Genomic DNA, 13,245 nt, shown 5'->3' on the forward strand with positions numbered 1-13,245 from the left:
CCCGGATAAGGGAGATATGATGAAGCAGGCATTTCGTGTAGCGTTAAGTTTCTTAATGCTGTGGGCAGCAGTGCTGCACGCAGAAGTTCGTATCGAGATCACCCAGGGTGTGGATTCTGCTCGTCCAATCGGTGTGGTTCCGTTCACCTGGGCAGGCCCTGGCGCCGCGCCTGAAGATATCGGTGGTATTGTTGCCGCTGACCTGCGTAACAGCGGTAAATTCAACCCGCTCGACAGATCTCGCCTGCCACAGCAGCCGGGTTCTGCTCAGGAAGTTCAGCCTGCTGCCTGGACCGCGCTCGGCATTGACGCCGTCGTGGTAGGTCAGGTTACGCCAAACGGCGACGGCAGTTACACCGTGGCTTACCAGCTGGTTGACACCTCTGGTGCACCGGGCACGGTGCTGGCGCAGAACTCCTATAAAGTGAACAAACAGTGGCTGCGCTATGCCGGCCATACCGCCAGCGATGAAGTGTTTGAGAAGCTGACCGGCATTAAAGGCGCATTCCGTACCCGTATTGCTTACGTTGTACAGACCAATGGCGGCCAGTTCCCGTATGAGCTTCGCGTGTCTGATTACGATGGCTACAACCAGTTTGTGGTACACCGTTCTCCGCAGCCGCTGATGTCTCCAGCCTGGTCTCCGGACGGCAGTAAACTGGCTTATGTGACCTTCGAAAGCGGCCGTTCTGCGCTGGTTGTGCAGACGCTGGCTAACGGTGCAGTACGTCAGATTGCTTCGTTCCCGCAGCACAACGGTGCACCGGCGTTCTCTCCGGACGGTTCTAAGCTGGCGTTCGCGCTGTCTAAAACCGGCAGCCTGCAGCTGTACGTGATGGACCTGGGCTCTGGCCAGATTCGTCAGGTAACTGAAGGTCGCAGCAACAACACCGAACCGACCTGGTTCCCGGACAACCAAACCCTGGCCTATACCTCTGACCAGGCGGGTCGTCCACAGATTTATAAAGTCAGTATTAGTGGCGGTGCTCCGCAGCGTCTGTCCTGGGAAGGTTCTCAGAACCAGGATGCCGATGTCAGTGCCGACGGTAAAATTATGGTAATGGTCAGCTCCGCAAGCGGTCAGCAGCACATTGCCAAACAGGATCTGGTAGCGGGTGGCGTAACAACTTTATCGTCAACGTTCCTGGATGAAACGCCAAGTCTGGCACCTAACGGCACTATGGTAATCTACAGCTCTTCTCAGGGGATGGGATCCGTGCTGAATTTGGTTTCAACAGATGGGCGTTTCAAAGCGCGTCTTCCGGCAACTGATGGACAGGTCAAATTCCCTGCCTGGTCGCCGTATCTGTGATAACAATATTGATTATTAAAGGATCAAAGAAATGCAACTGAACAAAGTGCTGAAAGGGCTGATGATTGCTCTGCCGGTTATGGCTATCGCGGCGTGTTCTTCTAACAAGAGCGCCAACAATGGTCAGAGCGGTGAAGGTATGCTGGGTGCCGGCACTGGTATGGACGCTAACGGCCACGGCAACATGTCTTCTGAAGAGCAGGCTCGTCTGCAGATGCAACAGCTGCAGCAGAACAACATCGTTTACTTCGGTCTGGACAAATACGATGTTAGCTCTGAATTCGCTGCAATGCTGGATGCACACGCTAACTTCCTGCGTAGCAACCCGTCTTACAAAGTGACCGTAGAAGGTCATGCGGATGAGCGCGGTACCCCAGAGTACAACATCGCACTGGGCGAACGTCGTGCTAACGCTGTTAAAATGTACCTGCAAGGTAAAGGCGTTTCTGCAGACCAGATCTCCATCGTTTCTTACGGTAAAGAAAAACCTGCAGTACTGGGTCATGACGAAGCGGCTTACGCTAAAAACCGTCGTGCCGTACTGGTTTACTAAGAGAATCGCATGAGCAGTAACTTCAGACATCACTTGTTGAGTCTGTCGTTACTGGTTGGCATAGCGGCCCCATGGGCCGCTACTGCTCAGGCGCCAATCAGTAGTGTCGGCTCAGGCTCGGTCGAAGACCGTGTCACTCAACTCGAGCGTATTTCTAACGCTCACAGTCAGCTTTTGACCCAACTCCAGCAGCAACTCTCCGATAACCAGAATGACATTGATTCCCTGCGTGGTCAGATCCAGGAAAGTCAGTATCAGCTGAATCAGGTTGTGGAACGTCAAAAGCAAATTTTGCTGCAGATGGATAGCCTTAGCGGCGCTGCGGCGGGAGCAGGGCAACAGCCTGCTGCCGGTGCATCCCAGACTGCCACGCCGGACGCAGGGGCCTCTAACGCGGCGCCTGCTGCCCCAGTGCAAGGCGGTGATGCTAATAGCGATTACAACGCTGCTATCGCGCTGGTGCAGGATAAATCGCGCCAGGACGATGCTATCAATGCGTTTCAGTCCTTTGTGAAGAAGTATCCGGATTCAACTTATCTGCCTAACGCCAATTACTGGCTGGGTCAGTTGAATTACAACAAAGGGAAAAAGGACGATGCGGCGTTTTATTTTGCCTCCGTGGTGAAAAACTACCCGAAATCCCCTAAAGCGCCGGACGCCATGTTTAAGGTTGGCGTGATCATGCAGGACAAAGGCGACGCTGCAAAAGCGAAAGCCGTCTACCAGCAGGTCGTTAAACAGTATCCCAATACTGACGGTGCAAAGCAGGCTCAAAAACGTCTGAATGCGCAATAATGCGTGCGGCCTGACCAGATATCGTCGCTTTTCTGGTCTTGCCGTGCGAAACATAAGCAGTTGAGCGATCTGCGTCAAAATTATTGTTGCGTCAAAATCTTAAATCAGTAATATATGCCGCCGTTGCCAAGGGATACTAAACAAACCCAAAGTGACGCAAAAGTGGGTCGTTAGCTCAGTTGGTAGAGCAGTTGACTTTTAATCAATTGGTCGCAGGTTCGAATCCTGCACGACCCACCACTTTAAAGTAGTAAGCAGTAGCAAGGCGTGAAGGGTTAGAACCTGCAGCAGGTTTGAGTTGAGCGAAAGCGAAACAACGTTGTGATAACAACTGCCCGAAGGGTGATAGTCATCCTGCACGACCCACCACTTTAAAGTAGTAAGCAGTAAAGAAGTTAGTAGTAACCGCATAAAGCGGGTCGTTAGCTCAGTTGGTAGAGCAGTTGACTTTTAATCAATTGGTCGCAGGTTCGAATCCTGCACGACCCACCAGTGTAGAAAGGCGCCCTAAAGGCGCCTTTTTGCTATTCTGAATTCGGGCAGGGTTCGAGCCTGCAGCAGGTTCGACAAAATCGCTTTTTGATTTTGCATGTCGCTTGCGACGACCCCCAGGGTGAAATCATCCTGCACGACCCACCAGTGTAGAAAGGCGCCCTAAAGGCGCCTTTTTGCTATCTGCGATTTGAAAACACTGTTATTCCTGGCACTCATTCCCCACTGCTCTGTTTCTCTCTGCGCATCGAGCAATAACCCACGACATTTCGACTAAATTTCGCTATCTTGTTTAGCATATAAAACAATGAATGCCAAAGATGGCGTAAATTACGCTTTATTTGGCCTGTAATGTTAAGTCAGTAAAACGAGATTGCATGATGAGCGTAATGTTTGACCCGGAAACTGCGATTTATCCCTTCCCACCGAAACCCACGCCTTTGAGCAGGGATGAAAAAGAATTTTATCGTGAAAAAATCAAGCGCCTGCTTAAAGAGCGGGATGCGGTGATGGTGGCACACTACTACACCGACCCGGAAATCCAGTCTCTTGCGGAAGAGACCGGCGGGTGTATTTCTGACTCGCTCGAGATGGCTCGCTTTGGCGCTAACCACCCGGCGTCCACGTTACTGGTCGCAGGGGTTCGTTTTATGGGCGAAACGGCGAAAATCCTTAGCCCCGAAAAAACCATTTTAATGCCTACCCTCAATGCCGAATGCTCACTGGATCTCGGCTGTCCGATTGAGGCGTTCAACGCTTTCTGCGACCAGCACCCGGATCGCACGGTGGTCGTCTATGCTAATACCTCTGCCGCGGTAAAAGCCCGGGCGGACTGGGTCGTGACGTCCAGTATTGCGGTAGAACTGATTGAACATCTCGACAGCCTGGGTGAGAAAATCATTTGGGCACCGGATCGCCACCTTGGCAGCTACGTGCAAAAGCAGACCGGTGCCGATGTGCTGTGCTGGCAGGGTGCCTGCATAGTGCACGATGAATTTAAAACTCAGGCGCTGGCGCGGATGAAGGCGCTGTACCCGAATGCAGCGGTGCTGGTTCATCCTGAATCACCGCAGGCCGTGGTGGATATGGCCGATGCTGTAGGCTCGACCAGCCAACTGATCAATGCGGCTAAAACTCTGCCTCACCAGCAGCTTATTGTGGCTACAGATCGCGGGATATTTTATAAAATGCAGCAGGCGTGTCCGGACAAAGAGCTACTGGAGGCGCCAACCGCAGGAGAAGGGGCAACCTGCCGCAGCTGTGCACATTGCCCGTGGATGGCAATGAACGGGCTTAAAGCGATTGCTGAGGGGCTGGAGCAGGGCGGGGCCGCACACACGATTGAAGTGGATGCGGCGCTGCGTGAAGGCGCGCTGGTTCCACTTAATCGCATGCTCGACTTTGCGGCAGAATTGCGTCGAACGATTAAAGGCAACGCGTAACAGTATTACGCTCTGGGGAGTTCATGGATTTTTTTAGCACGCAGAACATTCTCGTCCACATCCCCATTGGGGCGGGCGGGTATGACTTATCATGGATTGAAGCCGTGGGAACGCTGGCGGGATTGCTATGTATCTGGCTTGCCAGCCTGGAGAAGATAGGCAACTATGCCTTCGGGTTAATTAACGTCACGCTGTTTGCCATCATTTTCTTTCAGATTCAGCTCTACGCCAGCCTTCTTTTGCAGCTGTTCTTTTTTGTGGCGAACATTTACGGCTGGTACGCCTGGTCGCGGCAAAGCAGTAACCATCAATCCCTGCTGCAAATTCGCTGGCTACCTTTGCCTAAGGCAATTGCATGGCTGGTGATTATCGTCGCAGCGATTGGGTTGATGACGCTGTTTATCGATCCGGTCTTTGCCTTCCTGACCCGGGTTGCGGTGTCTGTGATGCAGAGTCTGGGGCTGAACGTCACCTTGCCGGAACTACAGCCAGACGCCTATCCGTTCTGGGACTCGTGCATGATGGTGCTGTCGATTGTGGCGATGATTCTTATGACCCGGAAATACGTGGAAAACTGGCTGCTGTGGACGGTCATTAACGTCATCAGCGTGGTTATCTTTGCCCTGCAGGGCGTTTACGCGATGTCGCTGGAATACCTCATTCTGACGTTCATTGCGCTGAATGGCAGCCGGATGTGGATTAACAGCGCGCGGCAGTCCGGCTCGCGCGCCTTCTCCTGATCAATGGTGATGATGGGCATGACCAGCGCTGTGGTCATGCTCATTCAGGTCGCAGTCAGGGCCGTGACAAACCTGATACTCCATCTGTACCGTGGCATGCTCTATCTGATACTCGTGCTCGAGGAAGTGATGTATGCGCGCCAGCAAAGCATCATGATCGTGGGGCGGTACAACCTGAACATGCAGCGTCATCAGCGGTTTTTCACCTACCAGCCAGATATGGACATGATGCACGTTACGCACTTCTGGTATCGAGCGGGAAAGATTGCGCTTCAGGGCTGCAATGTCGATGGCGCCCGGCGCACCTTCTAAAAGCTCATTGACGCTCTCTTTCAACAAACTCCAGGCGCTGCGTAGCACCAGGCAGGACACCAGCACCGACAGGATTGGGTCAATCGGCGTCCAGCCGGTCCAGAGGATCACCAGCGCGGCCACAATTGCCCCCACTGAACCCAGCAAATCACCCAGAACATGCAGCGCTGCCGCACGGACGTTGAGGTTTTTCTCTCCGCTGCCGCTGTGCAGGATCCAGAAAGAGACCAGGTTCGCCAGCAGCCCGGCGATCGCAATGGTCAGCATTGCCCAGCCTGCAATAGGCTGAGGATTTGAGAAGCGCTGAATCGCTTCCCAGACGATAAGTATGGTGATAACCACCAAAGCGATAGCGTTTACAAAAGCGGCAAGCGTCGTCAGGCGCAGCCAGCCAAAGGTATGCCGGGCGTTGGGCGGCCGACGAGCAAAATGCACGGCCAACAAAGCAAACAGCAGCGCCGCTGCGTCGGTGAGCATATGGCCGGCATCGGCCAGCAGAGCCAGCGAGCCGGAAAGCAGGCCGCCGATAACTTCGGCAACCATAAAAATTGCCGTGATGAGAAAGGCAAACAGCAGGCGTTTTACGTTGCTATCAGCAGAGGTATGTTGGTGTGAATGCGCCATGATCTCTCGCAAAAAATTAATCCCGGTGGGCTAATTATAACTGCTCCATGGTTTCAACTGGTTGAAAGAGGCTGAAAAATCCTGCGAGTCAAAAATGGGAATGGGACCTTAATTTTCAAAATAGCATTCAATATTGAAAATTTAACATCCTTCAGTGGTAAGCATTGAAACATGGCGTTAATCCATCGATTCTCATTATGTTTTCACTGTTTTTTTCGAGTTTTCAGGATTAATTTATGAGAAGTGTAAAAGCCCGTTTACACTTGTGGTTATGCGAGTTAGATTGAAAGGATTGCAACGAAGAAAAATATCAGGATGACCCCGGAAATATCATGAATTATCAGAACGACGACTTAAGAATTAAAGAGATTAACGAGCTTCTCCCCCCTGTAGCGCTGTTGGAAAAATTCCCCGCCACTGAAAAAGCCGCCCACACTGTCTCTCAGGCGCGTAAAGCGATCCATAAAATCCTTAAAGGCAGCGACGATCGCCTGCTGGTGGTGATCGGGCCTTGCTCCATCCACGACACCAAAGCCGCCAAAGAGTACGGCGCGCGCCTGCTGGCATTGCGTGAAGAGCTTCAGGGCGAACTGGAAGTGGTGATGCGCGTCTATTTCGAAAAGCCGCGCACCACCGTGGGCTGGAAAGGTCTGATTAACGATCCGCACATGGACAGCAGCTACCAGATTAACGACGGTCTGCGTATTGCGCGTAAACTGCTGCTGGATATCAACGATTCCGGCCTGCCAGCGGCGGGGGAATTCCTCGATATGATCACGCCTCAGTATCTGGCGGATCTGATGAGCTGGGGCGCTATCGGCGCGCGTACCACTGAATCACAGGTACACCGCGAACTGGCTTCCGGCCTCTCTTGCCCGGTTGGCTTTAAAAACGGCACCGACGGCACGATCAAAGTTGCGATTGATGCCATCAACGCTGCTGGAGCGCCGCACTGCTTCCTGTCCGTAACCAAGTGGGGCCATTCAGCTATCGTTAACACTAGCGGGAACGGTGACTGCCACATTATTCTGCGTGGCGGCAAAGAGCCTAACTACAGCGCGAAGCATGTGGAAGAGGTCAAAGCTGGCCTGGTTAAAGCGGGGCTTGAGCCACAGGTGATGATCGATTTCAGCCACGCCAACAGCAGCAAACAGTTTAAAAAGCAGATGGATGTTTCTGCCGACGTTTGCGGCCAGATTGCCGGCGGCGAAAAGGCTATCATCGGCGTGATGATTGAAAGCCATCTGGTAGAAGGCAACCAAAGCCTGGAGAGCGGCGAGCCGCTGGTCTACGGCAAAAGCGTTACCGACGCCTGCATTGGCTGGGATGATACAGAAGTGGCGCTGCGTCAGCTTGCTGCTGCGGTAAAAGCTCGTCGCGGCTAATGGCCTGATTTGAGCAATAAAAAAGGCGTGGTGCTTACCACGCCTTTTGTTTGCTGACAAAGAGGGAAAAATCGTGGTTTTTCCCTCTTTGTGGTTATCAGCCGAAAATCAATGAATTGATTTTCCTGTTTTTCAACAAGCCTTCTGATATTTCTTCTATAACCATAGGTTTGTCAGCAGTCTTGGGGCGTGGTGCTTACCACGCCTTTTTTATGGGCGGAGAATTACTTCGCTTTGCCCTGGTTGGCTACTGCGGCGGCTTTCGCTGCGATTTCGTCAGCGTTGCCCAGGTAGTAACGTTTCAGCGGTTTGAAGTTCTCATCGAACTCATAAACCAGCGGTACGCCGGTAGGGATGTTCAGCTCGAGGATCTCATCTTCGCTCAGGTTATCCAGGTATTTAACCAGTGCGCGCAGGGAGTTACCGTGAGCCGCAACGATAACGCGCTCGCCGGATTTCATGCGTGGCAGAATAGACTCATTCCAGAAAGGCGTTACGCGGTCGATGGTCAGCGCCAGGCTTTCGGTAGTTGGCAGTTCGCTGTCGGTCAGTTTAGCGTAACGTGGATCGTGGCCAGGGAAGCGCTCGTCGTCTTTAGACAGCTCTGGTGGGGTGATCGCGAAGCCGCGACGCCACTGTTTAACCTGCTCGTCACCGTATTTTTCAGCGGTTTCCGCTTTGTTCAGACCCTGCAGGGCGCCGTAGTGACGCTCGTTCAGTTTCCAGGATTTCTCGACCGGCAGCCAGGCCTGGTCCAGTTCATCGAGGATGTTCCACAGTGTGTGGATGGCACGTTTCAGCACAGAGGTGTAAGCGAAGTCGAAAGTGAAGCCTTCATCCTTCAGAAGCTTACCGGCAGCCTTAGCTTCGGTACGACCTTTATCAGACAGATCAACATCATACCAACCAGTGAAGCGGTTTTCGTTGTTCCACTGGCTTTCGCCGTGACGAACCAGTACCAGCTTAGTAACAGCCATGATTTACTCCTTAATGAGCCTGGGATTAATGATAACAATTATCATTATATTGCCGCGCCATAAGCCACGGCAATGATAAACGTTTAACATAGCGAAAAAGCGCGTGGAGTGTAAGGTGGTTGTAAAAGGTTGTTATATTTTTGGCTCGATCTGGCGGGAAAGTCAGCGATTTGGTGAGAAATTGCCCTTAATGAAAAGGGCAATGGGTTTTAATGGGGCTGAAACTGGTATTCCGTAATGCTGAGATACGTCTCATCCGGTTTTAACCAGCAGTCCGGCTGCGGCCATTCCGGGTTATTTGGGCTGTCCGGCAGGAAGCCGCTCTCCAGCGCCAGACCGTTCCAGTCGCTGTAGCTTTCTTGATCGCGTGCAGGGGTGCCCGCCAGATAGTTTCCGCTATAGACCTGTAGCGCGGGCGCCGTCGTAAACACGTTCATTTCCAGCGCACCGTCGGTGGACCAGAGTCGTGCCACGGGTTGACTGAGATCGCCTTTGGCCTGCAGCAGGAAAGCATGGTCGTAGCCTTTGGTGATTTGCTGATCGGCGTCGGCCAGAAAATCTTGTGCAAGCGTTTTAGGTTCACGAAAGTCAAAGCTGGTGTCGACTACTTCTTTCAGGTCTCCAGCAGGCAAGCCGCTGGCGTTGACCGGTAAATAGCTGTCGGCCAGCAATTGAAGTTTATGCTGCCGCACATCGCTTTGAACGCGGTCAAGATTGAAGTAGGCGTGGTTGGTGAGACCGACCGGGCACGGCTTATCGACGGTGGCACGAAGCTCGATGCTGATGCGGTTATCTTCCGTTAAGGCATAGCGCGCCGTGGTGTGTAATTTACCGGGGAAACCCTGATCGCCGTCGCAGGAATCCAGCGCGTACGTCACAGCCTGCTCATTTTGCACGGCAATGCGCCAGCGGCGTTTGTCGAAGCCTTCCGGCCCGCCGTGAAGCTGATTTTCGCCCTGGTTAATCTCAAGCTGGAGCATTTCACCGCCGACGGTAAGCTTCCCTCCGGCAATACGGTTAGCGTAGCGCCCGACGGTCGCACCCATAAAGGCACTTTGCTGTAAATACTGCTCAGGCGAAGCGCAGCCCAGCAGCGTTTCCCGCACGCTACCGTCTTTGAGCGGCACCCGACAGGAAAGCAAGGTCGCGCCCCAGTCCATCAGGGTGACAACCATCCCCGCGCTATTGCGCAGGGTGGTAAGCCGAAACGGCTGGCCGTCCGGCGCCAGCTGCGGCGTCTCTTTTAGCATTGACCTGCTCCTTCGGAGGCTTTGCAAACGTAGAAGGTTTCTTTAATCCCGGTTTTGCTCTCGTACTGTTCTTCCACAGCCTGTTTCACGGCCGGGACGAGATCTTCAGGCACCAGGGCGACAATACAGCCCCCAAAACCACCGCCGGTCATACGTACGCCACCTTTCTCGCCAATCGTCGCTTTGACGATCTCTACCAGAGTATCGATTTGTGGCACGGTGATTTCGAAATCATCGCGCATGGAGGCGTGAGATTCGGCCATCAGCTGGCCCATGCGAACCAGGTCACCTTTGGCAAGTGCATCTGCGGCTTCCACGGTACGGATATTTTCGGTCAGCACATGACGAACGCGTTTGGCAACAATTGGATCCAGCTCGTGCGCTACGGCATTGAATTTTGCCAGCTCAACGTCGCGCAGGGCTTTCTGGCTAAAGAAACGGGCACCGGTTTCACACTGTTCGCGGCGGGTGTTGTATTCGCTCCCCACCAGCGTGCGCTTGAAGTTACTGTTGATGATGACTACTGCAGCGCCTTTTGGCATGGAGACCGCTTTCGTTCCGAGGGAGCGGCAATCAATCAGCAGGGCGTGGTCTTTCTTGCCAAGGGCGGAAATCAGCTGATCCATAATGCCGCAGTTGCAGCCGACAAACTGGTTCTCTGCTTCCTGGCCATTGAGGGCCAGCTGAGCGCCATCCAGAGGCAGGTGGTACAGATGCTGGAAGACTTTGCCGACCGCGACTTCCAGCGAAGCTGACGAGCTTAACCCTGCGCCCTGCGGCACATTCCCGCCGATCACCATATCCACGCCGGAAAAGTTTTTATCTCGCTTTTGCAGATGCTTCACTACGCCGCGAACATAGTTAGCCCACTGTTGCGTGTTATGCGAGACGATAGGGGCATCAAGGGAGAAGCTGTCCTGTTGATTGTCATAATCGGCGGCAACAACTCGCACGATACGGTCGTCTCGTTTGGCACAGCTGATAACCGTCTGGTAATCAATGGCGCAGGGCAGCACGAAACCATCGTTGTAATCGGTGTGTTCACCAATCAGGTTTACACGGCCAGGGGCCTGAATAGCATGGGTGGCCGGGTAGCCAAATTGTTCAGCGAACAGACGCTGGGTTTTCTCTTTCAGACTCATAATGACGCTCCTGACTGGCGGAAATGGATATCACTGACGGCACGCAAGCGTTCTGCGGCTTGCTCTGCGGTTAAATCTCGTTGGGTTTCGGCCAGCATTTCATAGCCGACCATAAATTTACGTACCGTGGCGCTGCGCAGCAGCGGCGGGTAGAAATGCGCGTGAAGCTGCCAGTGCTGATTGCTTTCACCGTTGAACGGCGCGCCGTGCCAGCCCATTGAGTAGGGGAAGGAGCACTGGAAGAGATTGTCATAGCGGCTGGTGAGTTTTTTCAGCGCTAACGCCAGGTCAGCACCTTGTTCTGCGCTGAGGTCGGTGATACGCAGGACGTGGGTTTTGGGCAGCAGCAGCGTTTCGAACGGCCAGGCTGCCCAGTAAGGGACGACGGCCAGCCAGTGTTCGGTTTCAACCACGGTGCGGCTACCGTCCGACCGTTCACGCTGCACGTAGTCCAGCAGCATTGGGGTGCCCTGGTGGGCGAAATATTCACGTTGTAGGGCATCTTCACGGGCGACCTCATTAGGCAAAAAGCTGTTTGCCCAAACCTGTCCGTGAGGATGTGGGTTGGAGCAGCCCATGGCCGCGCCTTTGTTTTCAAATACCTGAACCCACGGGTATGTCTGCCCCAGCTCAGCGGTCTGCTGTTGCCAGGTTTGTACGACTTCTTCCAGAGCGGGAAGCGTAAGCTCTGGCAATGTTTTACTGTGGTCGGGAGAGAAGCAGATAACCCGGCTGGTACCGCGCGCGCTTTCGCAACGCATCAAGGGATCGTGGTTCACTGGGGCATCGGGCGTGTTCGTCATCAGCGCCGCAAAATCGTTGGTAAAAACGAAAGTGCCGGTGTACTCGGGATTTTTATCCCCGGTAACGCGCGTATTCCCTGGGCAAAGAAAACAGTCCGGATCGTGTGCCGGAAGTTTTTCTTGCGCAGGGGTTTCCTGCGCGCCCTGCCAGGGGCGTTTCGCCCGATGTGGCGAAACTAAAATCCATTGACCCGTTAGCGGGTTATAGCGGCGATGCGGGTGATCGACCGGGTTAAACTGCTCCATCACATATCCTTAATCTTCATAACCTTGGGGATGGCGTGACTGCCAGCGCCAGGTATCGTCTGCCATTTCCTGCAGCGAACGGCTGACACGCCAGTTGAGTTCTTTGTCGGCTTTGGTGGCGTCGGCCCAGTAGGCCGGCAGATCGCCATCACGACGAGGGGCAAAGTGGTAGTTCACCGGTTTACCGCAGGCTTTGCTGAAGGCGTTCACCACGTCGAGCACGCTGCTGCCGACGCCTGCGCCCAGGTTGTAAATATGGACGCCTGGTTTACCGTTCAGTGCCTGCATAGCGGCGACGTGGCCGTCGGCGAGATCCATCACGTGGATGTAATCACGCACGCCGGTGCCATCTTCGGTTGGGTAATCGTTACCAAAGATAGCTAGCGAGTCACGGCGGCCTACGGCAACCTGCGCGATGTACGGCATCAGGTTATTTGGGATGCCCTGAGGATCTTCACCCATATCGCCCGACGGATGGGCGCCAACCGGGTTGAAGTAGCGCAGCAGCGCAACGCTCCAGTTTGGCTGGGCTTTTTGCAGATCGGTAAGAATTTGCTCAACCATCAGCTTGCTTTGGCCGTAAGGGCTGGCGGGTTTACCGGTAGGGAAACTTTCTACATAAGGGATTTGAGGCTGGTCGCCGTAAACGGTAGCGGAAGAGCTGAAGATAAAGTTAGTGACATTTGCCGCGCGCATGGCGGCGATAAGCTTCAGGGTGCCGGTCACGTTGTTATCGTAATACTCCAGCGGCTTATTCACCGATTCGCCGACGGCTTTCAGACCGGCAAAATGGATTACGGCGTCAATACGATGATCGTGGAAAATTTCTGCCAGCAGGGCTTCGTCGCGGATATCACCGTTGATAAACAGCGGATGCTTGCCGCCCAGACGTTCAATTTCAGGCAGTACGCTGCGTTTGCTGTTGCAGAGGTTATCGAGGATCACCACGTCATGACCGTTTTGCAGCAATTGTACGCAGGTATGACTTCCAATGTAACCGCTACCACCTGTGACCAAAACTCTCATTTTTCGCTCCATATAGCTTATGGGTTAAGATAACCATAGCATAACAGATGGCTGAAAAATGTGATATGCACCAGATTAGTGGTATCGTTTACACTGCGTCAATAATATGGCTAAAGCAGTATACAAGGCATTGTAAAACAGACAGG

12 protein-coding genes, 2 tRNA genes and 1 other RNA gene are annotated in these 13,245 nt (G+C 53.5%); 9 read left to right on the forward strand and 6 right to left on the reverse strand.

Translation table 11 applies throughout. The annotated features are described in order from the left end of the window. The first annotated feature begins 19 nt into the window (after positions 1-19). From tolB to pnuC, 8 genes are all read left to right on the forward strand, one after another. The gene (gene tolB, locus AAIE02_RS02190) at positions 20-1,312 is read left to right on the forward strand and encodes a Tol-Pal system beta propeller repeat protein TolB (RefSeq protein WP_008456170.1); all 1,293 of its coding nucleotides are present in this window, start codon (positions 20-22) and stop codon (positions 1,310-1,312) included. 31 nt (positions 1,313-1,343) lie between these two features. Continuing rightward, positions 1,344-1,865, forward strand: coding sequence for a peptidoglycan-associated lipoprotein Pal (gene pal, locus AAIE02_RS02195; protein WP_008456172.1), 522 nt, complete (start codon positions 1,344-1,346; stop codon positions 1,863-1,865). A 9-nt stretch (positions 1,866-1,874) separates the two neighbouring features. Continuing rightward, the gene (gene cpoB / locus AAIE02_RS02200; RefSeq protein WP_008456174.1) at positions 1,875-2,660 is read left to right on the forward strand and encodes a cell division protein CpoB; all 786 of its coding nucleotides are present in this window, start codon (positions 1,875-1,877) and stop codon (positions 2,658-2,660) included. Positions 2,661-2,824: 164 nt separating this feature from the next. Next, positions 2,825-2,900 (forward strand) — tRNA-Lys (locus AAIE02_RS02205). 13 nt (positions 2,901-2,913) lie between these two features. Continuing rightward, positions 2,914-3,029, forward strand: a non-coding RNA gene (locus tag AAIE02_RS02210) — RtT sRNA. A gap of 47 nt (positions 3,030-3,076) precedes the next feature. After that, positions 3,077-3,152: transfer RNA gene (locus AAIE02_RS02215), tRNA-Lys, on the forward strand. A 380-nt stretch (positions 3,153-3,532) separates the two neighbouring features. After that, complete coding sequence (nadA, locus tag AAIE02_RS02220) at positions 3,533-4,594, forward strand: quinolinate synthase NadA (RefSeq protein ID WP_498532645.1); 1,062 nt, start codon at positions 3,533-3,535, stop codon at positions 4,592-4,594. 23 nt (positions 4,595-4,617) lie between these two features. Next, on the forward strand, positions 4,618-5,334 hold the full coding sequence (gene pnuC / locus AAIE02_RS02225) for a nicotinamide riboside transporter PnuC (RefSeq protein ID WP_166875773.1): 717 nt from the start codon (positions 4,618-4,620) through the stop codon (positions 5,332-5,334). On the opposite strand, the gene zitB is transcribed toward pnuC, so the two are convergent. Then, the gene (gene zitB, locus AAIE02_RS02230) at positions 5,335-6,270 is read right to left on the reverse strand and encodes a CDF family zinc transporter ZitB (protein ID WP_498531894.1); all 936 of its coding nucleotides are present in this window, start codon (positions 6,268-6,270) and stop codon (positions 5,335-5,337) included. A gap of 332 nt (positions 6,271-6,602) precedes the next feature. On the opposite strand from zitB, the gene aroG reads away from it, so the two are divergent. After that, positions 6,603-7,655, forward strand: coding sequence for a 3-deoxy-7-phosphoheptulonate synthase AroG (gene aroG, locus AAIE02_RS02235; RefSeq protein WP_008456184.1), 1,053 nt, complete (start codon positions 6,603-6,605; stop codon positions 7,653-7,655). A gap of 224 nt (positions 7,656-7,879) precedes the next feature. On the opposite strand, the gene gpmA is transcribed toward aroG, so the two are convergent. The 5 genes from gpmA to galE all read right to left on the reverse strand — a co-directional run bounded on the left by gpmA (position 7,880) and on the right by galE (position 13,099). Continuing rightward, a complete protein-coding gene (gene gpmA, locus AAIE02_RS02240) occupies positions 7,880-8,632 on the reverse strand; it encodes a 2,3-diphosphoglycerate-dependent phosphoglycerate mutase (RefSeq protein ID WP_008456186.1) in 753 nt (250 codons plus the stop codon). Positions 8,633-8,841: 209 nt separating this feature from the next. Next, positions 8,842-9,882, reverse strand: a complete 1,041-nt coding sequence (gene galM / locus AAIE02_RS02245) for a galactose-1-epimerase (protein WP_336709353.1) — start codon at positions 9,880-9,882, stop codon at positions 8,842-8,844. Then, positions 9,876-11,024: a galactokinase gene (galK, locus tag AAIE02_RS02250; RefSeq protein ID WP_336982244.1), complete on the reverse strand. Its 1,149-nt coding sequence runs from the start codon at positions 11,022-11,024 to the stop codon at positions 9,876-9,878. Before galK ends, galM begins: the two co-directional genes overlap by 7 nt. Beyond that, positions 11,021-12,073: a galactose-1-phosphate uridylyltransferase gene (gene galT, locus AAIE02_RS02255; protein ID WP_166995318.1), complete on the reverse strand. Its 1,053-nt coding sequence runs from the start codon at positions 12,071-12,073 to the stop codon at positions 11,021-11,023. The genes galK and galT overlap by 4 nt, the downstream gene beginning before the upstream one ends. 9 nt (positions 12,074-12,082) lie before the next feature. Further along, complete coding sequence (galE, locus tag AAIE02_RS02260) at positions 12,083-13,099, reverse strand: UDP-glucose 4-epimerase GalE (RefSeq protein WP_008456192.1); 1,017 nt, start codon at positions 13,097-13,099, stop codon at positions 12,083-12,085. Between the last annotated feature and the right edge of the window lie 146 nt (positions 13,100-13,245).

The organism is Cedecea sp. Ae19-4, assembly GCF_059801165.1.